This window comes from Cetobacterium sp., from assembly GCF_048470075.1.
Taxonomy (GTDB): domain Bacteria; phylum Fusobacteriota; class Fusobacteriia; order Fusobacteriales; family Fusobacteriaceae; genus Cetobacterium_A.
In genome coordinates, this window is sequence record NZ_DBGBQB010000053.1 from 1 (window position 1) to 21,114 (window position 21,114).

The 21,114-nt window shown below is 31.0% G+C and carries 21 protein-coding genes; 19 read left to right on the forward strand and 2 right to left on the reverse strand.

Annotated features, from left to right (window positions below):
* Positions 1-234: 234 nt before the first annotated feature.
* Positions 235-414, reverse strand: a complete 180-nt coding sequence (locus ACMOUI_RS01690) for a hypothetical protein (RefSeq protein WP_418964015.1) — start codon at positions 412-414, stop codon at positions 235-237.
* A 111-nt stretch (positions 415-525) separates the two neighbouring features.
* Positions 526-684, reverse strand: coding sequence for a hypothetical protein (locus tag ACMOUI_RS01695; protein WP_418964016.1), 159 nt, complete (start codon positions 682-684; stop codon positions 526-528).
* A gap of 461 nt (positions 685-1,145) precedes the next feature.
* Here ACMOUI_RS01695 and pssA point away from each other — a divergent pair, with 461 nt between their 5' ends.
* From pssA to ACMOUI_RS01790, 19 genes are all read left to right on the forward strand, one after another.
* Positions 1,146-1,856 carry a CDP-diacylglycerol--serine O-phosphatidyltransferase gene (gene pssA, locus ACMOUI_RS01700; RefSeq protein WP_418964017.1) on the forward strand — a complete coding sequence of 237 codons (711 nt, stop codon included), beginning with the start codon at positions 1,146-1,148 and terminating at the stop codon, positions 1,854-1,856.
* 109 nt (positions 1,857-1,965) lie between these two features.
* On the forward strand, positions 1,966-4,155 hold the full coding sequence (locus ACMOUI_RS01705) for an ATP-dependent helicase (protein ID WP_418964018.1): 2,190 nt from the start codon (positions 1,966-1,968) through the stop codon (positions 4,153-4,155).
* A gap of 20 nt (positions 4,156-4,175) precedes the next feature.
* The gene (gene lpxC, locus ACMOUI_RS01710) at positions 4,176-5,018 is read left to right on the forward strand and encodes a UDP-3-O-acyl-N-acetylglucosamine deacetylase (RefSeq protein WP_418964019.1); all 843 of its coding nucleotides are present in this window, start codon (positions 4,176-4,178) and stop codon (positions 5,016-5,018) included.
* Positions 5,012-5,437, forward strand: coding sequence for a 3-hydroxyacyl-ACP dehydratase FabZ (gene fabZ / locus ACMOUI_RS01715; RefSeq protein WP_418964020.1), 426 nt, complete (start codon positions 5,012-5,014; stop codon positions 5,435-5,437). The genes lpxC and fabZ overlap by 7 nt, the downstream gene beginning before the upstream one ends.
* A 19-nt stretch (positions 5,438-5,456) precedes the next feature.
* Positions 5,457-6,230 (forward strand): acyl-ACP--UDP-N-acetylglucosamine O-acyltransferase, encoded by a 774-nt coding sequence (lpxA, locus tag ACMOUI_RS01720; RefSeq protein WP_418964021.1) that lies wholly within the window; start codon positions 5,457-5,459, stop codon positions 6,228-6,230.
* Positions 6,230-7,033 carry an LpxI family protein gene (locus ACMOUI_RS01725; RefSeq protein WP_418964022.1) on the forward strand — a complete coding sequence of 268 codons (804 nt, stop codon included), beginning with the start codon at positions 6,230-6,232 and terminating at the stop codon, positions 7,031-7,033. Before lpxA ends, ACMOUI_RS01725 begins: the two co-directional genes overlap by 1 nt.
* The gene (gene lpxB / locus ACMOUI_RS01730) at positions 7,030-8,100 is read left to right on the forward strand and encodes a lipid-A-disaccharide synthase (protein WP_418964023.1); all 1,071 of its coding nucleotides are present in this window, start codon (positions 7,030-7,032) and stop codon (positions 8,098-8,100) included. The genes ACMOUI_RS01725 and lpxB overlap by 4 nt, the downstream gene beginning before the upstream one ends.
* Position 8,101: 1 nt before the next feature.
* Positions 8,102-9,943, forward strand: coding sequence for an ABC transporter ATP-binding protein (locus tag ACMOUI_RS01735; RefSeq protein WP_418964024.1), 1,842 nt, complete (start codon positions 8,102-8,104; stop codon positions 9,941-9,943).
* Positions 9,944-9,955: 12 nt separating this feature from the next.
* Positions 9,956-10,687, forward strand: coding sequence for a ribonuclease PH (gene rph / locus ACMOUI_RS01740; protein WP_418964025.1), 732 nt, complete (start codon positions 9,956-9,958; stop codon positions 10,685-10,687).
* Positions 10,687-11,277 (forward strand): XTP/dITP diphosphatase, encoded by a 591-nt coding sequence (locus tag ACMOUI_RS01745; RefSeq protein ID WP_418964026.1) that lies wholly within the window; start codon positions 10,687-10,689, stop codon positions 11,275-11,277. Before rph ends, ACMOUI_RS01745 begins: the two co-directional genes overlap by 1 nt.
* Positions 11,278-11,325: 48 nt before the next feature.
* Positions 11,326-14,841 carry a chromosome segregation protein SMC gene (smc, locus tag ACMOUI_RS01750; RefSeq protein WP_418964027.1) on the forward strand — a complete coding sequence of 1,172 codons (3,516 nt, stop codon included), beginning with the start codon at positions 11,326-11,328 and terminating at the stop codon, positions 14,839-14,841.
* A 15-nt stretch (positions 14,842-14,856) separates the two neighbouring features.
* On the forward strand, positions 14,857-15,873 hold the full coding sequence (lpxK, locus tag ACMOUI_RS01755; protein WP_418964028.1) for a tetraacyldisaccharide 4'-kinase: 1,017 nt from the start codon (positions 14,857-14,859) through the stop codon (positions 15,871-15,873).
* Positions 15,863-16,573 carry a hypothetical protein gene (locus tag ACMOUI_RS01760; RefSeq protein ID WP_418964029.1) on the forward strand — a complete coding sequence of 237 codons (711 nt, stop codon included), beginning with the start codon at positions 15,863-15,865 and terminating at the stop codon, positions 16,571-16,573. Before lpxK ends, ACMOUI_RS01760 begins: the two co-directional genes overlap by 11 nt.
* A 13-nt stretch (positions 16,574-16,586) precedes the next feature.
* Positions 16,587-17,039, forward strand: coding sequence for a PTS sugar transporter subunit IIA (locus ACMOUI_RS01765; RefSeq protein WP_418964030.1), 453 nt, complete (start codon positions 16,587-16,589; stop codon positions 17,037-17,039).
* A gap of 1 nt (position 17,040) precedes the next feature.
* Positions 17,041-17,607, forward strand: a complete 567-nt coding sequence (gene nadD, locus ACMOUI_RS01770) for a nicotinate-nucleotide adenylyltransferase (protein ID WP_418964031.1) — start codon at positions 17,041-17,043, stop codon at positions 17,605-17,607.
* Positions 17,608-17,718: 111 nt separating this feature from the next.
* Positions 17,719-18,405 carry an isoprenyl transferase gene (locus tag ACMOUI_RS01775; RefSeq protein ID WP_418964032.1) on the forward strand — a complete coding sequence of 229 codons (687 nt, stop codon included), beginning with the start codon at positions 17,719-17,721 and terminating at the stop codon, positions 18,403-18,405.
* Complete coding sequence (locus ACMOUI_RS01780) at positions 18,406-19,218, forward strand: phosphatidate cytidylyltransferase (protein ID WP_418964033.1); 813 nt, start codon at positions 18,406-18,408, stop codon at positions 19,216-19,218.
* A 65-nt stretch (positions 19,219-19,283) separates the two neighbouring features.
* Positions 19,284-20,438, forward strand: coding sequence for a 1-deoxy-D-xylulose-5-phosphate reductoisomerase (dxr, locus tag ACMOUI_RS01785; protein ID WP_418964034.1), 1,155 nt, complete (start codon positions 19,284-19,286; stop codon positions 20,436-20,438).
* Positions 20,395-21,111, forward strand: coding sequence for a dTMP kinase (locus tag ACMOUI_RS01790; protein WP_418964035.1), 717 nt, complete (start codon positions 20,395-20,397; stop codon positions 21,109-21,111). Before dxr ends, ACMOUI_RS01790 begins: the two co-directional genes overlap by 44 nt.
* Positions 21,112-21,114: the final 3 nt, after the last annotated feature.

A 21,114-nucleotide genomic window follows, 5' to 3' on the forward strand; every position in this document is an offset into this window, starting at 1 on the left:
GGGGGGATAGAGGTTCTTATCTGGGGGGATTAAATTATTTTTATTTTTAACACTTATTATATTATTTAGACCATAGGTTTTATAAAAAAGTTTTAAAATTAATGAAAATATTTTAAATAATAAATTAGATATTAAGAAACTTTAGGTATTATAGAAAATATATTAGTAGTAAAAAAAAGAAAAGCTATATAAAGAAAAGTAATTATTATATAAATAATGCTTAAAAAGAGGAGATTAATCCTCTTTTTTTTTGATTATTATAATACCTATTTTTTCATCAAAAGAAATATCAAGTTCTCTTTCTTCGTAAGATAAACCCATTTGTCTAACCCATGAAACTGGAAGGGTTACTCTAGTAGTATCGCTACCTTTACCACTTTTTGACCATAAGATTTTAGCTGCTCTTTTTTCCATATAAACCACCTATTGACTTTTTGAAATATTGTTGTATAATTAAAGTAACAAAGCTGAACGAGGGATTTAAAATTCCTTACAGAATAAAGATAGAGAGAATTGCACTTCTCTCTATTTTTTTTTATAAAAAAATTTGACTAATTTTCCGCCTATATTATTTTCTAGTTCTTGATTATCTTTAAATTTAAGAAGATTTCTAATAAATGGACTTACCACATTAACTATTAAACACAAAAGTAAAAAGAATATAACTAATAAGATATAATTCATATCATCACCTCCATATTTATAGGGAGGTTGAGATTGCACTCTCAACCTTTGTAACTACTTTTTTTTACTTTCATACCAAATTATCCATTCCCTAATCTCTTTAGAGATTTCAGGAAGTTTTGCTATAAAAGCTACTAAACAAAGCTGTTATCAAGGAATATCACCTCCCTACACATATATCATATATCGTACACGGTTAAAAGTCAATAAAAATATTTATAAAATGATAAAAAAAGTTAGAGAGTAATATGTAGTTTAATCACTTTGAAAAACAATATTATATCACAATACCTTGTTATTTTTTGTTATAAAATACAATACAATATTTTTTTGTAGCTAACATGAAACTAACAAAAAAATAAAAAATCTAATGAAATAAAGCTCCCTTTAAGTACAGTTGATTTTATAGTATATATGTGATAAAATCAAATAGATTTGTAAAAATAGGGAGATGATTAAAAATGGTAGAAAGAAAGTATATTGCACCTAATGCAATTACAGCAGCGAATATGTTTTTAGGGTATCTAAGCATTACAGCTTCCATAGCGGGGGATTTCTCAAAAGCAATTTGGTTTATAATATTAGCTATGGTATGTGATGGGTTAGATGGAAAAACAGCAAGAAAACTAGACGCATTTAGTGAATTTGGAAAGGAGTTCGATTCTTTCTGCGATGCAATATCTTTTGGATTAGCACCAGGAATACTAGTTTATTCGGTTTTAAAAAGTTCTGATGGAATGAAGTCATTTGTGATTCCAATCTCTTTTATATATGCACTATGTGGAGTTATGAGATTAGTTAAATTTAATATAGTAACAACAGCATCAAGTGAAAAAGATGATTTCAGTGGAATGCCAATACCGTCAGGAGCTTCTGTTGTATGTTCTTACCTTCTATTTGTAGAGGTAGTTAAAACAAATTTTGGAATGAACTTATTTTCAATAGAGGTATTTGTAGGGTTGACTCTATTAGCAGCAATTTTAATGGTAAGTACAATTCCATTTAAAACTCCAGATAAAGTTTTTGGATTTGTTCCTAAGAAGATGACGATACCATTTATTGTTTTAATTCTAGCAACGCTAAAATATAGCATGTTTATTGTAACATGTTACTATATATTAGTTAATTTAACAAAGTTTTTTACAGATAGATCTAAAGAAGAAATTGAATAAAAAATAATTGATTATGATACCCGATAAAATCCAAAAAAACTATTGGAAAAATCGGGTATTTTATTTGAATAGTCGTATAATTGTATGGTATAATTTTAAAGGAGTAATTATGAGTATATTAGATAAATTAAATGAAAAACAGAGAGAAGCAGCTCAAAAAATTGAGGGACCGCTATTGATTCTTGCTGGAGCAGGATCAGGAAAAACTAGAACTATAACATATAGAATAGCACATATGATAAATGAGAAAGGAATCTCTCCATATAAAATTTTAGCAGTAACATTTACTAATAAAGCTGCAAAAGAGATGAGAGAGAGGGTGGAACTTCTAATAGGAGATGATGCCCATAAGGCTATGATATCAACATTTCACTCCTTTGGTGTAAGACTACTGAGAGTGTATGGAGATAAATTGGGATACAATGCAAACTTTACAATATATGATACAGATGATCAAAAAAGAGTTGTAAGAGGTATCATGAAGGAACTTGTTATAAATGATAAATCGCTGACAGAGGGTGCAGTGGTTTCAATAATCTCAAAATTAAAGGAAAATGGTGTAACAGTATCTGACTATGAGAAAGAGAATAGATTTGATGCTAACCATAAAATTGTGTTAGAGTGCTACAGAAGATATAATAGTACATTGAAAGAGAACAATGGGATGGATTTTTCTGATATATTGGTAAATCTTCATAAGTTGCTTGAAATTCCAGAGGTTTTGGAGAAACTTCAGGAGAAATTTCAATACATAATGGTTGATGAGTATCAAGATACAAATAATATACAGTATAATATAATAACTAAGATAGCGGCTAAATATAGAAATATATGCGTGGTTGGAGATGAAAATCAAAGTATATATGGATTTAGAGGTGCTAATATAAAAAATATCTTGGACTTTGAAAAAGAGTATAAAGATGCACTAGTTGTTAAACTTGAAGAAAACTATCGTTCAACATCAGCGATATTGACAGCGGCAAATGAAGTTATAAAAAACAATAAGACAGCAAGGGATAAAAATCTTTGGACAAAAAAACCTCAAGGTGAGCTAATAACAGTAAAAGAGTGTTTAGATGGAAGAGAAGAGGTAAACTATATAATTGAAGAGATTGTAAAGAGAAAAAATATGGGTAAAAGCTATAGAGAGTTTACAATTTTATATAGAACAAATGCTCAATCTAGACTTTTTGAAGAGGGGTTATTAAAATATAATATTCCATATAAAGTGTTTGGTGGAATGCAATTCTATCAAAGGGCAGAGATTAAAGATATTATAGCTTATTTAACAGTAATTAATAATCCTCAAGATACAATAAATTTAAACAGAATAATAAATGTACCTAAAAGAAAAATAGGGGATAAAAGCATTGAGAAGATAAGAGATTATTCAAATAATATGGGAATTTCAATGTTTGAAGCTCTAGGTAAAGGGATGGATATACCTGGTTTAACTTCAGGGGTAAAGATAGCGCTAGATGAGCTTTACACAACTTTAAATGATCTGATTCAATTGAGTGGAGAGGGAAGTGTAAGTGAAGTGTTCGATGAGCTGATAAAAAGAGTGGGATATTTCTCATATTTAAATGCAACTTATGGAGCAGAAGCAGAGGGAAGAGTTGAGAACGTAGAGGAGTTAAAAAACTCAATAGTGGAACTTGAAAAAACTGTAGATTTCTTAACACTGAGAGAGTATTTGGAGAATATATCTCTAGTGAGCGCAACTGATGAGTTAGAAGGGGAAGCTGACTACATAAAGTTAATGACAATCCATAACTCAAAAGGACTGGAGTTTCCAGTGGTGTTTTTAACAGGAGTTGAAGACGATATTTTCCCAGGGTCTAAAAAAGTTCTTTTTAACCCAGAGGAGTTAGAAGAGGAAAGAAGACTTTGTTATGTGGCTATAACAAGAGCTGAAGAAAAATTATATATATCTCATGCTAAGAGTAGATTTGTATATGGTGAGTTTTTAACAAAAATGAAATCAAGATTTATAGAGGAGTTACCAGAGGAAGTTTTAGAAAAAGTGCAAAAGCCACAAGAAACTCTTCCAAAATCAAGAGTTTCATCTGAGTCAAAAAAATTAACTGGATTTAGAAATATAATTGATGCAGAAGATTTAAAAAAGATGAAAAACCTTTCAAATTCACCATTTGCAATGGGCGAAAAAGTGATTCATACAAAATTTGGATTGGGAAAAGTAGTGGAAGTATCAGATAAAAAAATTGGAGTTCAGTTTGTGGATGGGAAAAAGGATATCGCTATAGTTTTAGCTACAAAGTTTTTAACTAAAGCATAAAGTAGAAGGAGAGAGAATTTATGAAGAGAAAAACTCTTAATAAAGAGGTTCAATACAATGGAATTGGCTTACATAAAGGGGAAGAGATAAAAATGAAGTTAATTCCAGCTCAAAATGGGGGGATAATCTTTAAAAGAGTGGATTTAGAAGAGGGGAAAAATGTTATTTTTATGGATTTAGAAAATACATTTGAACTGACTAGAGGAACAAACTTAAAAAATGAGTTTGGAGCAGCAATCTATACAATAGAGCATTTTTTATCAGCTCTATACATAGCGGGAATTACTGATTTAACAGTTGAATTAGATGGAAACGAACTTCCAATAGGTGATGGAAGTGCAAGAGTTTTTCTTGAAATTATCGAAAGTGTTGGAGTAAAAGAGCTTGAAGAGGATATAGAGGAGATTGTTATCAAAGAGCCAATAAATTTAACAGTTGGGGATAAGCATATTGTAGCTTTGCCATTTGATGGATATAAGGTTACTTATACTATAAAATTTGATCATACATTTTTAAAAAGTCAGATGTTAGAAGTTACTTTGGATATGGAATCGTATAAAAATGAGATAGCAAATGCAAGAACTTTTGGATTTGATTATGAGGTAGATTATTTGAAAAAAAATAATCTAGCATTGGGTGGAACCCTGGATAATGCCATTGTTATAAAAAAAGATGGAGTTTTAAATCCAGATGGGCTGAGATATGAGGATGAGTTTGTTAGACATAAAATATTGGATTTAATAGGGGATTTTAAAGTTTTAAATAGACCTATAAAAGGACATATAATAGCTATCAAAGCAGGACATGCTTTAGATATAGAGTTTGCAAAATTACTTAAAAAGCAGGAGGAAAAAATATGTTAGATGTTATGGAAATAATGAAAAGAATACCACACAGATATCCATTTTTATTAGTTGATAGAGTTTTAGAAATGGATAAAGAGGCGCAAAAAATAAGAGGGTTAAAAAACGTAACTGTAAATGAGGAGTTTTTTAATGGACACTTTCCAGGACATCCAATTATGCCAGGAGTTTTAATAGTTGAAGGAATGGCTCAATGTTTAGGAGTTTTAGTTTTAGATGATACAGAGGGAAAGGTGCCATATTTTGCTGCAATAGAAAGCGTAAAATTCAAAGCTCCAGTAAGACCAGGAGACCAGCTAATATATGAAGTACAGGTTGATAAATTAAGAAGAAACATAGTAAAAGCTACAGGAGTAGCAAAAGTAGATGGTAAAGTGGTGACAGAAGCATCATTTACATTTACTATTATGGAAAAATAGAGAGTAGGGTGAAAAAATAGTGATTGAAATTCATAGCACTGCTATAGTTGAGGATGGAGCAATACTGGAACCGGGAGTAAAGATAGGTCCTTTCTGTATAGTGGGAAAAGACGTGAAAATAGGTAAAGATACAGTATTACAATCTCATGTTGTAGTTGAAGGAATAACTGAAATTGGAGAAAATAACACAATTTATTCATTTGTTTCTATTGGAAAAGCTTCGCAAGATTTAAAATATAAGGGAGAGCCAACAAAAACTATAATTGGAGATAACAATAGCATTAGAGAGTTTGTAACAATTCACAGAGGAACAGATGACAGATGGGAAACAAGAATAGGGAACAATAACCTACTAATGGCATATGTACATGTTGCTCATGATGTTATTGTTGGTGATAACTGTATATTAGCAAATGGAGTTACTCTAGCAGGTCATGTTACAGTGGATGACTTTGCAATAATTGGAGGGTTAACACCAGTTCACCAATTCTGTAGAATAGGTTCTTACTCTATGACTGGTGGAGGGAGCGCGATAAACCAAGATATTTGTCCATTTGTTATGGCTGAGGGAAATAAAGCTGTTATAAGAGGACTAAATACGGTAGGACTTAGAAGAAAAGGATTTACTGAAGAGGATCGTTCAAACCTAAAAAAAGCATACAGAATTATATTTAGAAATGGAAATCCTTTAAAGGATGCTTTAAAGGAGCTTGAAAATGAATTTCCTAATGATAAGAATATAAAATATCTTGTAGAATTTATAAAAACTAGTAATAGGGGGATTACAAGATAATGAAAAAAGTTGGAATAATAGTAGGTAACGGTAAGTTACCTCTATATTTCCTTAAAGAGGCGGAAGCTCAAGGGATAGAGGTATACTTAATTGGCCTTTTTAACACAGTTGAAGAGGAGATAAAAAAGCATAAAAATTATAAAGAGTTTAATATTGGTGAGATCGGAGAGATTACAAAATATTTATTATTAAATGATATAAGAGAAGTGGTTATGCTTGGAAAAGTTGAGAAGTCAATATTATTTCAGGAGATGAAGCTAGACTATTTTGGAGAGAGATTAATGGAGAAACTTCCCGATAAAAAGGATGAGACACTTTTATTTGGAGTAATCTCTTTTTTAAGACTTAATAAAATAAAAGTTTTGCCTCAGAATCATCTATTGAGCAATATGATGTTTAGTGAGAAATGCTATACCAAAAATGTTCCATCTCCTGAGGATAAAAAAACTATAGAGATAGGAATAGAGGCTGCAAAAGCTTTAAGTGAGGTTGATGCAGGGCAAACAGTTGTCTGTAAAGACTCAGCTGTGGTGGCTTTAGAGGGTATAGAGGGAACTGATAAGACAATAGAGAGAGCTGGAAAATATGCGGGTAAGGACTGCATAATTATAAAGATGGCAAGACCTCAACAGGATATGAGAGTGGATATACCTGCAATTGGTATAGAGACAGTCAATAGAGCAATAGAAATAAAAGCTAAAGGGATAGTAGCTGAGGCAAACAAAATGTTATTTTTGGATATGAAAAAATGCATTGAGTTAGCAGAAAAGAATAATATCTTTATTATTGGAGTGAAAATATGAAAATATTTGTTTCAACAGGAGAGGTATCTGGAGATTTACACCTATCCTATTTAGTGAGAGAGGCTAAAGAGTTAGATAGAGATGTGGAGTTTTATGGTATAGCTGGAAAACACTCTAAAAGTGCTGGAGTTAATATAATACAAGATATTGATGAACTAGCAATTATGGGATTTACAGAAGCCATAAAAAAATATAGCTATCTTAAAAAGAAGGCCGAAGAATATCTGGATTTTATAAAAAAAGAAAATATAAAAAAAGTAATCATGGTAGATTATGGAGGATTTAATCTAAAATTTTTAGAATTATTAAAAAAAAATATTGAAGACATAGAGGTTTTTTATTATATTCCACCAAAGCTTTGGATTTGGGGAGAGAAAAGAATTGATAAGTTAAAATTAGCTGATCATATTATGGTTATATTTCCTTGGGAAGTTGATTTTTATAAAAAACATAATGTGGATGCGATTTACTATGGAAATCCATTTACAGAAAGATATAAAGAGTTAAAAAGAGAGGGAGATAAAGTTCTCTTACTTCCAGGTAGTAGAAAGCAAGAGATAAAATCTTTAATACCTGATTTTATAGACCTTGTGAAAAAAAATCCAAAAGAAAAATACCTTTTAAAACTTTCATCAAAGGATCATTTAAAGTGGATAGATGAGGATATTTCAAAGCTATCCAATTTAGAGATATGTTATGATATATCTCTAAATAGTAGTGTAAAGGAGAGCAAAATAGCTATTGCAGCTTCAGGAACAGTAACCTTAGAGCTGGCTCTATTGGGGATTCCAACAATAGTTGTATATAAGACTAACTTTATAAATTATTTTATAGCTAAATATATTTTGAAAGTGGGATTTGTATCATTGCCAAATTTAACTTTAAATGAAGAGGTTTTTCCAGAGTTGCTTCAAAAGAGGTGTAACTCTGTTGAAATAGAGAAAAGTATGAAAACTATTTTAGAAAATATAGACTCTGTTCAAGAAAAAATTCAAAGAATACGAGAGAAACTTTCTGGGGTAGATATTACAAAAAGGTATGCTGAATTTTTATTGAAAGGAAAATAAAATGGAAAAAATTAATGAATTAGACAGGAAAATAATGGGGTTTTTTAAAAATAAATCTTTAAAAACTTTCTTGAAATATAGTTTGAAATATAAAATGGCTATGCTGGGAGTAATTTTATTATCTACAGTTACATCTTTAATGAGTGCTGTTCCAGCATGGTTAAGTAAATATCTGATAGACGATGTCTTAGTTAAAAAAAATGCAAAAATGATGATGATTGTTATAGGCGCTATTTTTGTGTCTACAATATTAAAAGTTATAACTAACTATTTTGCTGATATCTCATCGGGATACATAACTGAGAAGATCAGAAGGGATATAAAAATAGATGTGTTTTCACATTTACAAAGATTACCAATAGCTTACTTTAAACAAAATAAGTTGGGAGACTTGATGGCAAGATTGTCAGGAGATTCCACTACTTTAGGAAGAATTGGATTTATGCTATTTGATATGTTAAAAGAGTTTATAACAGTTGTAGCTCTTTTATTCAGAATGTTTCAAGTTGATTTTGTGCTGGCATTGATATCTTTGACAGTTTTACCAGCTATACTTTCTATGGTAAAAAAATATACAAAGAAAATTAGAAAGTCTGGAAGAGTAAGACAGGATACAGTGGGAGATGTAACAGCCTTTGTACAAGAATCACTATCTGGAATCTCTGTTATAAAGGGATTTAATAGAAGCGATAAAATTATAGACAAATATATGGATGTAACACAAGAGGAATTTGATAAAATCTATAAAACTACAAAAATCAAAGCTAAAATATCTCCAATTAATGAGGTTTTAGCAACAATAATGATCCTTTTAGTTGCAGGTTATGGAGGTTATCAAATAATCGTTGCCCAGACTATGACACCAGGGGATTTAATCTCTTTTATAACTGCTATAGGACTTATGCAGCAGCCATTAAAAACTTTAATTAAAAGAAATAGTGAGCTACAGGAAGCGTTACCATCAGCAGATAGAGTGATAGAGATTTTAGATGTTGAACTAGAGCCAGATCATATTGGAGAAGTAGTTAAAGAGGTACCAGAAACTATAGAGAAAATTGATTTTGAAAATGTGGACTTTAAGTATGAAGATGGAGATGAAAAGGTACTTAAAGATTTCAATTTAGAGGTTCAAGCTGGTGAGGTGATAGCACTGGTTGGAAAGAGTGGAAGTGGAAAAACAACTCTAGTAAATCTATTACCTAGATACTATGATATAACTTCTGGAAGTATTAAAATAAATGGTATAGATATAAGAGAGATGTCTTTACAAAAGTATAGAAATCACATAGGGATAGTACCACAGGAAACATTCCTATTCAGTGGAACTATTGGTGAAAATATAGGCTTTGGAAAGGATGATGTTTCTGAAGAGGATATAATAAAAGCTGCTAAGATGGCAAATGCTTATAACTTTATAATGGAACTACCAAACCAATTTGAAACAGAGGTTGGAGAAAGAGGTGTTTTATTATCAGGGGGACAAAAGCAGAGAATAGCAATAGCTAGAGCACTTATCCAAAATCCAAGTATAATGATTTTAGATGAGGCAACATCAGCACTGGATACTGAATCAGAAAGATTGGTTCAAGAGGCTTTAGATACACTGATGAAGGGAAGAACTACTTTTGTTATTGCACATAGATTATCTACAATAATAAATGCAGATAAAATTGTTGTAATGGAAAATGGAGAGATAAAAGAGGTTGGAACTCACCAAAAATTACTAGAAAATAATGGAATATACAGAAAGCTTTATGAAATTCAATTTGGGAAAATAGAACCTATAGAAACAGTAGATTTAATTGAAACTCAAAAACTTGAAGAATTAGAGCAGTATATATAGAAAGGAAGAGAAATGATAAGATTAGACGGAAGAAAAACAGATGAAAAAAGAGAAGTGAAAATTACTAGAAATTACACTATGTATGCTGAGGGATGTGTTTTAATAGAGATTGGAAATACAAAGGTTATTTGTACTGCAACAGTTGTAGAGAAAGTGCCCCCTTTTTTAAAAAATCAGGGAAAAGGATGGATAACAGCGGAGTACTCAATGTTACCAAGAGCAACTGGAGAGAGAAACCAAAGGGAAGCTGCTAAAGGAAAACTAGGTGGAAGAACAATGGAGATACAAAGACTTATAGGAAGAGCTTTAAGAGCGTGTATAGACCTAGAGAAACTAGGGGAGAGAACTGTGACAATTGACTGTGATGTTATTCAAGCTGATGGTGGAACAAGAACAACATCAATTACAGGTGGATATATAGCTTTAGAGATGGCTATGAGAAGACTTATGGAGAAGGGAGTTCTATTAGAAAACCCTATGACATCAAATATTGCAGCTATATCTGTTGGAATGGTAAAGGGTACACCTGTACTAGATTTAATGTATACAGAGGATTCTGAAGCTGAAGTGGATATGAACGTAATCATGAATGATAAAGGGGAGTTTGTAGAGATTCAAGGAACTGGAGAAGAGGCAACTTTTGCAAGAAAAGATCTAAATGCACTGTTGGATTTAGCTGAGAAAGGGATATATGAGCTAATAGAAGTGCAAAGAAAAGAGATAGAGGAGGAGTTTTCTAAGTAATGAAAATATTTTTAGCCACAGGAAATAAGAAAAAAATAGATGAGATGTCAAAGATTTTATCAGGGTCAGATTTTGAAATTCTTTCTATAAAAGATGGAATAGATATTCCTGAGGTTATAGAGGATGGAGAAACTTTTGAAGAAAACTCAAGAAAAAAAGCTCTAGAGATTGCTAAATTTACAAATATGATTACAATTTCAGATGATTCAGGTCTTTGTGTAGAGGCATTAGATGGAGAGCCTGGAGTATACTCTGCCAGATATGCAGGAGAGGATGGAAATGATTCTGCAAATAATAAAAAGTTAATTGAAAACCTAAAAGGTATAGAAAATAGAAAAGCTAAGTTTGTGACAGTTATAACTTTAGGGAAACCAAATGGTGAATCCTACTCATTCAGAGGTGAAATAGAGGGGATAATCGTAGATGAAGCTAAGGGAGAAAACGGATTTGGATATGATCCTCATTTTTATTTACCAGAGTATGGAAAAACATTTGCAGAGATGCCTGAAATAAAAAATCAAATTAGCCATAGAGCTAAAGCTTTACAAGCTTTGAAAAATGGAATTGATAAAATATTAAATATAGGCTAACCTAAATGGGTTAGCTTTTTTTAAGACAAAAGTTATTAGGGAGAGAAAATGTATTTAAAAGGTGTAGAAATTTACGGATTTAAATCTTTTGGTGAAAGAATAAGAATAGATTTTGATGGAGGAATAACCTCTATTGTAGGACCAAACGGAAGTGGTAAGTCAAATATATTAGATGGGATATTATGGGTTTTAGGTGAGCAATCCTACAAAAATATAAGAGCGAAAGAGAGTAAGGATATTATATTTTCTGGAGGAGAGGGAAAAAAGCCAGCAAGTTATGCAGAGGTATCACTTTTTATAGACAATAGAGATAACTTTTTTCCAATTGAAGCTGAAAATATAAAAATAACAAGAAAGATGTCTCAAAATGGAGATAATGATTACTTTATAAATGATAAAAAAGTGAGATTAAAGGATATTGGAGAGTTATTCTTAGACACTGGAGTGGGTAAGAGTGCATATTCAGTTATAGGTCAAGGAAAAGTTGAAAGGATTATATCATCCTCTAATAAAGAGATAAAAAGTATAATAGAGGAAGCTGCTGGAGTAAAAAAATTCCAACAAAAAAAGATGGAATCTGAAAGAAGATTGGAAAAAGTTCAAAATGAACTTGAAAAAATAGAGCTTGTACTGAGTGAAATTGGTGAAAATAGAGCGAGAGTGGAGAAACAATCTAAAAAAGCTATGGAGTATCTATCCATAAAAGATGAAAAGAATCTTTTACAAAAAGGGGTTCTAACTTTTGATTTAAACTCTAAAGAGGAGATTTTAAAATCGGGAGAGAGAGAAAAAGAGAGATTGATAACAACTACAACTGGCTTGGAGCAGGAGCTAAAAAAAGCGGAAACAGAGCTTAATAATATAGAAAATAGAAGAAAAGAGCTATATGAAAAAATAGAGAGCTTTTCAGAGAACAACACCTCTTTAAGAGCTGAGATAGAAACTTTAGAGAAAGAGGAGATCAGAACAAAAGAAAGAATAACCTCTTATGAGAGAGAGTTAAAACAAAAAAATGAGGAGCTTTCATCTCTAGAAAAAACAATTGAGTCTAAAAAAGAGATTGCAGTTAAATTAAAAGAGGAAAAAGATAGGGTTCAAGAGAGAGTCCTAGAGATTGAGGGAAAAAATAGAGAGTTTGAAAAAAATATTGATGAGAAAGAAAGAACAAAAAAAGATAAAGAGATCAGTATTGAGTTAAAGAAAAGAAAAATAATGGATTTAGAAGTTGAAAAGTTAAAACTTTTAAATGAGATTGAAAGTTCAACAAGAAGAATGAAAGGTAGCGAGTTTAAAATTTCATCTTTAAAAGAGGAAAAGGAAAACTTTGACAAAAAAATAGAAGATAATACAAAAGAGTTAGAGAAAGCACTGAAAAATAGAGATTTAAAATCAAAGGAGCTAAAAGAGACCGAGGAAAGACAGCTAAAATTAGAGCAAGAGATCACTGAATTAAGTAGAGATATGAATAAAGCTGCAGAGTTAATAAGAAACGCTGAATTTGAAGAGAAAAGAGCTTCTGCAAAACTACAGGGACTTTATAGAGTTCAAGAGAGCAATGAGGGATTTTATAAAGGGGTAAAAGAGGTTTTAAATACTAAAATATCAGGAGTAGAAGGAGCTGTAATATCGTTGATAACAGTTCCAGAAGAGTACCAAAAAGCCATAGAGGCAGCAATACCTGGAAATCTACAAGATATTGTTGTAACTACAAGTGAGGTAGCTAAAAAAGGGATAGAGGTTTTAAAAGAGAAAAAGGCTGGAAGAGCGTCATTTTTAGCACTGGACACAATTAAGGTGGGTTCTATAAAAGATATACCTAAAAAAGAGGGTGTTATAGGAAGAGCCTCTGATTTAGTGTCTGTTGATAAAAGATATACTAAAGTGTTAGATATGCTACTAGGTAATATCTTAGTTGTAAGTGAAGCTGATGTGGCATTAAAAATTCTAAAAGAGAATAGCTATAGTGGAAATATAGTTACACTTTCTGGAGAACTTTTAAGTTCAAGAGGTAGAATAACAGGTGGAGAGAATTCAAACTCTATTGTAAGTCAGATATTTGAAAGAAAAAAAGAGATAAAAACTTTAGAAGATAACATAAAAGAGATGACAGCAAAGTTAAAGGATTGGAATGAAAAAGTTCAGTCCATGAGTAAAAAGTTGGAAAAATATGAGGATGAAATTGGAGGTATTGATGCACTGGAAGACTCTTTAAGAAAGCAGACTAAACTGGCTGAAGAGCTATATCTAGATTTAAAGTCTAAGAGTGAAAAGCTGGAGAAAGAAAGAAGAGTTGTAGATATCGAAATCCAAGAGGAGGAGAACTACAGTAAGGAGTATGCTAAAAGAGTTGAAAGTTCTCAAAGTGAAAAAGAGATAACTGAGAAAATTGTATTGGAATTAAAAAATGAGTTAGATACTGAAAATCTTGCTATACAAAACTTAAATGGAGAGATAAATAATCTGAAAAACCAGTTTTCAGATATTAGAATTCTATATTTGAATAGTAAAGATAGATTTGTTCAAATTGAGAGAGAGGAAGAGAAAGAGGCTCTTGAACAAAAAGAAATCCAAGAAAAGAGAGAGAAAATTTTAAATATTTTATCAGAAATAAAAAAAGAGCTTGAAAAATTAGAAGAAAAGGCTCATACTATAGCAGAAGATATAAAAAATAAAAATATAAAATTTGAAAATGAAAATCAAGAACTAAAAGAGATGAAAAAAGAGGACCATACTTTAGAGGAAAAATCGAAAGTTTTAATGAAAAACTCTAGGGAGATTGAAACAACTCTATTTAAAGAGAAAGAGATTTTAAATAGAGAGATGGAGAGAAAAGAGAGAATTTCAAAAGAGATAGAAGAGATTATGCTTCAGTTAGAAGAACTTTTAGAAGTTAATGTTTCACCTTTAAAAGAGGATGAGATAAAAAGTGCAAGAACTAAGGTGAGAGAGCTGGAGTTGAGACTAAAGAGCTTTGAATCTGTAAATCTATTATCAATTGAGGAGTTTAAGGAACTGGATAATAAATATAAGTTTATAGACCTTCAAAAAGAGGATTTAGTAAAAGGTGAGAGAAGCCTATCACTTTTAATAAAAGAGATAGATGAGACAATAGAAGGAAAGTTCTATGAGGCATATGAAGAGATAAATAAAAACTTTAATGAGATGTGTATAGAAACACTGGATAACTCTGAAGGGAAACTATCTTTACATAATGGAGAGGATTTTGTAAACTGTGGAGTTGAAATATCAGTAAAATATAAAAATAAAAAAAGACAGGCTCTTTCTCTGTTGTCAGGTGGAGAAAAGTCCATGGTTGCAATAGCATTTATAATGGCAATATTTATGTATAAACCAAGTCCATTCACATTTTTAGATGAGATTGAAGCAGCTCTTGATGAGAAAAATACAAGAAAGCTAATTGGAAAATTAAAAGAGTTTACAGATAGATCTCAGTTTATTTTAATAACACATAACAAAGAAACTATGAAAGCTTCAGATTCTCTATATGGAGTGACAATGAATAAGAAAATTGGAATTTCTAAATTAGTTCAAGTAAAAATTTAGTAAAGAGAGGAAAAAATGAGATTTTTATCGTATATATATTTTTTAATAACCTCAATACGAAATTGGCTTTACGATAAAAGGTATCTTAAAATAAATGAGATACCAGATGTTGATATTTTATGCATAGGAAATATAACTGTTGGAGGTACTGGAAAAACTCCAGCAGTTCAATTCTTTGCAAAAAAGCTTTTAAAAATGGGAAGAAAAGTTGCTATAGTATCAAGAGGATATAGAGGAAAGAGAAAGATTGATCCATTAATAGTGAGTGATGGGAAAAAAATATTGGTAACTTCAAAAGAGAGTGGAGATGAACCATATATCCATGCTTTAAATCTAAAGGTACCAGTGATAGTTGGAAGAGATAGATATGAAGCATGTAAATTAGCAGTAGAGAAGTTTAATGTAGATACTATAATATTAGATGATGGATTTCAACATAGAAAATTAAAAAGAGATAGAGATATTGTGTTAATAGATGCGACAAACCCATTTGGTTGGGGAGCATTACTGCCTAAAGGAACTCTTAGAGAGGATTTTCAAAAAGGTGGAGAGAGAGCAAGTGAATTTATAATTACAAAATCAGATTTAATATCTGAAAGTGATTTAGAGACATTGAAAAGGTTTTTAAAAGTAAAATTTAAAAAACCTGTTTCAGTTGCAAAGCATGGAGTAACATCTCTATGTGATATAAAAGGAAATGCAAAGCCATTATTTTGGGTTGCTGGGAAAAGAGTTCTTCTTTTTTCTGGACTTGCAAACCCACTTAACTTTGAAAAGACAGTAATCTCTTTAAATCCAGAGTATATTGAAAGAGTGGATTTCATGGATCATCATGATTTTAAAGAGAAAGACTTTGATACGATAAAGAGAAGAGCTAAAGCTATGGATGCAGATTTTATAATAACAACAGAAAAAGATTTAGTAAAACTTCCAAAAGGGTTGGAAATAGAGAATTTATTTGTTCTTAAAATAGAGTTCACAATGTTAGAAGATAATAGTTTAAAAGGATTTGGTGAAATAGATGAAAAATAGAATACAAGAAAGAGTTGCAAAAGTTATAGAAAATGCAGATATTCTTGATAAAAGGGCATATTTAACAGTGGATTGCCAAGGAGTAATAACAAGAAAGAGTATGAATTTAACAATTCCAGCAATGGTATTTTGTGAAGATGACACTGTTTTTTATGAGACTCTGGAAAAGGAAAGCAATAAAATAGAGAGAATTAAAGAGAAAAAAATAGATAGACTTTCAAATGTTCCTATTGAAAAATTAAAAGAGAACTTTATGAAATTAGTTATAAAAGGAGAGCTAGAGTTCTCTAAAAAATATGGGAAAGAACTGGCATTAAAAGATAAAGAGGAGTTTTTAAAAACTCTATTTAACCTTTCGTTGATGGATAATATAAACTTTAATAAACCTTTAATGGCTTTGGCTATGAAAGAGATTATGGATAATATGGGTTGGATTGATGAGATAGGTTATCTTATAATAAGTTATTTTACAAAACAAAGATATGATTTAAGAGATTTAGAGTCTGCTATAGAGTCAGAGGATAAGATATCGGATATACCTGAGATATTGGAGATTGTCGCATATAAAAAAGTTTTAGATAGCTATTCATATAAAAATGAAAGGAAGTACAGAAGTATCTTATTAAAAGCCATAAAAGAGAAAGATACAAAGGACAATGAACAGGTTAAAAACGAAATTTTAAACAGTATAAAGCTTTAAAAGGGGGCAACAAGTGTTAAATTATTTTAATGTAAAAATGATTAACATTATAGATAATAAATCTGTATCAAAAGATGAAATATTAAAGAAGTTAGTAAATAATATGGATGAAAATAGTGATTTAATCTCTAATAAAGAGATTTTTTTAAAAGAGATTTTAGAAAGAGAGAGAGCAGGAACAACAGGTATAGGTATGGGAGTGGCAATTCCTCATGCCAGAACAGAGGTAGTAAAAGATATAGTTGTATCGGTTGCACTTTTAAAGAATCCAGTGGATTTTAACTCTTTAGATGGAGAAAAAGTGAGAATAGTTATATTAGTTGGTGTACCTAAAGGGGAAAGCAAAAAATATTTAGAGTTACTTTCATCACTATCTAGAATATTTAGAGATAAAAAGATTAGAGAGAGTATTTTAGAGAGTACTACAACGGAGTGTTTAATAGAAGCTATAGCGGAGATTGGGTAAAATGAAGATAGGAATATACGGTGGAAGTTTTAATCCCATACATAATGGACACATATATATGGCAAAATTTATTATAGATCACTTAAATTTAGATAAACTTCTTATTATACCTGTAGGGATTCCATCACATAGAGAAAACTTATTAGTAAGTGGAGAGTTACGATTAGAGATGTGTAAAATTGCTTTTAAATCTGAATCTAAAATAGACGTTTTAGATATAGAGGTAAAATCGAATGAAGTCTCATTCACTTATGATACTCTTTTAAAGGTTATTGATATGTATCCTAACAATGAGTATTTTGAGATTATTGGAGAGGATTCAGGAGCGTATTTTCATAAGTGGAAAAAATATAAAGAGATTTTAAAATTGGCAAAAGTTGTTGTTCTTCAACGGGAGGGATATACAACAGTTATAAAAGACTCCAATCTTTTGCAAGTGAAAAATCCATTTTTAAACTGTTCATCAACAGGGGTGCGAGAAGCAATATCAAAAGGTGATTCCATAGATAATATGGTACCAAAAGAGATAGTTGAGTTCATAAAAAGCAACAAATTATATGAAAAGTAAAAGGAGGTAGCATAAAAACTACCTCCTTTGTTCACTTAGAGATCATTTTTTTTATGGAAAAAATGTTCTAAATATGGTAAAATTTATTGATTTATCGAGAGGAGAAAAAGAATGAGATTAGATGTACCAAATCATATAGCTATAATTATGGATGGAAATGGTCGTTGGGCAAAAAAGAAAGGAATGCCTAGGACATATGGGCATAAAGCAGGCGCAGATACTTTAAGAAAGATATTGACCTCTTGTGGTGAATTGGGTGTTAAGTATTTAACAGTTTATGCATTTTCAACTGAAAATTGGAAAAGAGCTAAAGAGGAAGTAGATACACTGATGTTTCTATTCAAAACTTATTTAAAAAATGAAAAAAAATTATTGATGAAAAATAATGTAAGATTTTTAGTTTCAGGAAGAAAAGATGGAGTTAGTGAGGACCTTTTAAATGAGATTAAAAAGCTTGAAGAGGCAACAAAAGGAAATACAGGGATAACATTGAATATAGCCTTTAACTACGGTGGAAGAGCCGAGTTAGTGGATGCTATAAAAGAGATTATTAAAAATAATGAAAAAGAGATAACAGAGGAAACTGTGGAGAAATACCTTTATAATCAACTGCCTGATCCAGAGTTACTAATAAGAACAAGTGGAGAGTTGAGAATCTCTAACTTTTTGTTATGGCAGATAGCCTATTCTGAAATATATGTGACAGATACCTATTGGCCAGATTTTAATAAAGATGAGTTAATAAGGGCTATAGAGAGTTATCAAAAAAGAGATAGGCGTTTTGGAGGAGTAAAATAGATGTTAAATAGAATATTAGTAGCTTTAATAGGAATTCCACTTTTAATGATGGTGTTGTTAAAAGGTGGATTTTTACTATTACTATTTGTAAATTTTATTATTTTAGTAGGACTTTTTGAGTTTTACAAAATGGCAGAGATAGGTGGGAAAAAGCCAGATATAAATTTAGGGTATATAGCAGGATTGGCGATACCCAATATAGTATATTTTACAGATGTAGATAATTCTACGCTGATCTTTATGCCAATTACTCTATTAGTTATAACACTAATAGGAAAAAAGGTTCTACAAAATAAAGTGGAAAATTCAAGTAGAGATATTGGAATAACGGTACTTGGTGTAGTTTATGTTTCGGGATTGTTCACCCATCTACTACTGATGAACTATCTTCCAAACGGTGGAAAATGGTTATTAACAATTCAAATATTGGTATGGGTTTGTGACTCATTTGCATATTTTGTAGGAATGGGAATAGGAAGAAAAATATTTAAAAAAGGATTTAGTTCAATAAGTCCTAAAAAATCTATAGAAGGCTCTATTGGAGGAACTGTATTCACAATGGGTGCCATCTATTTAATCAACAGATATTTTAATATTTTTGGAACTGAAGTAAACACTTTAATAGTTTTATTATTTGGATTTTTAATCAGTATTGTAGCTCAGATTGGTGATCTGGGTGAGTCTATGTTCAAAAGAGAGTTTAAAATTAAAGACTCTGGTAAGTTATTAGGAGAGCATGGAGGGATACTTGATCGTTTTGATAGTATGCTGTTTGTAGTTCCAGTTGTATATTATTTATTAAAATTTATTTAGAAATAAGGTAGCTTAAAAAGCTACCATTTTTTTAGAAGAAATACGTGTAGTTTAAGGAGAGGAAAATGAAGAAGATAACTATTTTGGGATCTACTGGAAGTATTGGAACAAATGCGCTAAAAGTTATAGATGCAAAAAGGGAAGAGTTCCAAGTTTTGGGAATATCTGGTTATTCGAACTTTGAGTTATTAAAAGAGCAGATTGAAAAATTTAATCCAAAGTATATCTGTATAGGTAATGAGGATAAAGCGGAGATTTTAAAAAGAATGTATCCAGAAAAAGTCATCTATTTTGGTGATGATGGTTTAAAAAGTATGGGAGCTTTAGATGAAGCTGATATTGTTTTAACAGCTATAAGTGGAGCTGTTGGAATTGAAGCCACGGTGGAAGCAATTAAAAAGCAAAAAAGAGTTGCCTTAGCGAATAAGGAGACTATGGTAGCCGCTGGAGAGTATATAAATAATCTTTTGAAGGAGTATCCAAAAGCTGAGATTATACCAGTGGATAGCGAGCATTCGGCACTGTTTCAGAGTATGCAGGGAAGTGGTTCAAAAGAGGTAAAAACTTTAATTATAACAGCAAGCGGTGGAACATTTAGAGGAAAAACACTGGATGAATTAAAAGATGTAACAGTGGAGCAAGCTCTAAAACATCCAAACTGGGCAATGGGAAAGAAGATAACAATAGACTCATCAACTTTAGTTAATAAAGGATTGGAAGTTATTGAAGCGCATATGTTATTTGGTGTAGATTATGAAAATATAGAGGTATTAGTACATCCTCAAAGTATAATTCACTCTATGGTGGAGTTTGTAGATAGTTCAATCATTGCACAAATAGGAGTTCCTGATATGAAGCTACCTATTCAATATGCTTTTACATATCCAAATAGAGAGGCAAGCAGCGAATTAGAGAGATTGGATTTAAAAAGATTGAAAGAGCTAACTTTTGATCAAGTTGATAGTACTGTATTTAAAGGTGTAGAGTTAGCATTTTACGCTGGAAAAGTTGGAAAGACAATGCCATGTGTGTTTAACTCAGCTAATGAAGTAGCAGTGGAGCTATTTTTAAAAGGGAAAATAAAATTTTTACAGATATATGAAATAATAGAAAAAGCTATGAAACAACATGAGCCTAAAGAGGCAGATAATTTAGAGATAATAAAAAAAGTGGATAATGAAACAAGAAAGTGGGTATATGACAGTTATGGAAGAGATTAAAAGAGGAAAACTTATAGTGATAGAGGGAACAGATTCAAGTGGAAAAGAGACACAGACAGCTCTTTTATTTGAAAAGTTGTCTCAAAAATTTGAAAATATAAAAAAAATATCATTTCCAAACTATGATAGTCCTGCATGTGAACCAGTTAAGATGTATTTAGCGGGAGAGTTTGGAACAGATGCAGAGAAAGTGAACCCATATCCAGCTTCGGCAATGTACGCAATAGATAGATATGCTTCATATAAAAAAGATTGGGGAAACTTCTATAATAGAGGTGGAATTATTGTAACTGATAGATACACAACTTCAAATATGGTTCATCAGGCATCAAAAATAAGTGACAGGGAAGAAAAGGAGAGATATCTTTGTTGGTTAGAGGATTTAGAGTATAATAAAATGGAGATTCCAAGACCTGATCTGGTAATTTTTCTAAATATGCCAACAGAAACAGCTCAAAAGTTAATGGCTGAAAGAAAGAATAAAATAACTGGTGATGCAGTAAAAGATATTCATGAGAAAAATACTGAATATCTAAAAAAATCTCACGAAAACGCATGTGAAATATCTAAAAAATACTCTTGGTTAGAGATAAAATGTGTGGAAAACGAAAGACTAAAAACGATAGATGAAATATCAAATGAGGTCTTTGAAATTGTGAGCAAAATTTTATAACAG

Bases quoted from the DNA above. Each gene is read 5' to 3' on its own strand.
- pssA (WP_418964017.1), top strand. From the start codon at position 1,146: ATGGTAGAAAGAAAGTATATTGCACCTAATGCAATTACAGCAGCGAAT.
- dxr (WP_418964034.1), top strand. From the start codon at position 19,284: ATGAAGAAGATAACTATTTTGGGATCTACTGGAAGTATTGGAACAAAT.
- nadD (WP_418964031.1), top strand. From the start codon at position 17,041: ATGAAGATAGGAATATACGGTGGAAGTTTTAATCCCATACATAATGGA.
- ACMOUI_RS01745 (WP_418964026.1), top strand. From the start codon at position 10,687: ATGAAAATATTTTTAGCCACAGGAAATAAGAAAAAAATAGATGAGATG.
- fabZ (WP_418964020.1), top strand. From the start codon at position 5,012: ATGTTAGATGTTATGGAAATAATGAAAAGAATACCACACAGATATCCA.
- lpxC (WP_418964019.1), top strand. From the start codon at position 4,176: ATGAAGAGAAAAACTCTTAATAAAGAGGTTCAATACAATGGAATTGGC.
- ACMOUI_RS01690 (WP_418964015.1), bottom strand. From the start codon at position 414: ATGGAAAAAAGAGCAGCTAAAATCTTATGGTCAAAAAGTGGTAAAGGT.
- ACMOUI_RS01775 (WP_418964032.1), top strand. From the start codon at position 17,719: ATGAGATTAGATGTACCAAATCATATAGCTATAATTATGGATGGAAAT.
- ACMOUI_RS01790 (WP_418964035.1), top strand. From the start codon at position 20,395: ATGAAACAAGAAAGTGGGTATATGACAGTTATGGAAGAGATTAAAAGA.
- lpxB (WP_418964023.1), top strand. From the start codon at position 7,030: ATGAAAATATTTGTTTCAACAGGAGAGGTATCTGGAGATTTACACCTA.
- smc (WP_418964027.1), top strand. From the start codon at position 11,326: ATGTATTTAAAAGGTGTAGAAATTTACGGATTTAAATCTTTTGGTGAA.
- ACMOUI_RS01735 (WP_418964024.1), top strand. From the start codon at position 8,102: ATGGAAAAAATTAATGAATTAGACAGGAAAATAATGGGGTTTTTTAAA.
- rph (WP_418964025.1), top strand. From the start codon at position 9,956: ATGATAAGATTAGACGGAAGAAAAACAGATGAAAAAAGAGAAGTGAAA.
- ACMOUI_RS01780 (WP_418964033.1), top strand. From the start codon at position 18,406: ATGTTAAATAGAATATTAGTAGCTTTAATAGGAATTCCACTTTTAATG.
- ACMOUI_RS01760 (WP_418964029.1), top strand. From the start codon at position 15,863: ATGAAAAATAGAATACAAGAAAGAGTTGCAAAAGTTATAGAAAATGCA.
- ACMOUI_RS01705 (WP_418964018.1), top strand. From the start codon at position 1,966: ATGAGTATATTAGATAAATTAAATGAAAAACAGAGAGAAGCAGCTCAA.
- lpxK (WP_418964028.1), top strand. From the start codon at position 14,857: ATGAGATTTTTATCGTATATATATTTTTTAATAACCTCAATACGAAAT.
- ACMOUI_RS01725 (WP_418964022.1), top strand. From the start codon at position 6,230: ATGAAAAAAGTTGGAATAATAGTAGGTAACGGTAAGTTACCTCTATAT.
- ACMOUI_RS01695 (WP_418964016.1), bottom strand. From the start codon at position 684: ATGAATTATATCTTATTAGTTATATTCTTTTTACTTTTGTGTTTAATA.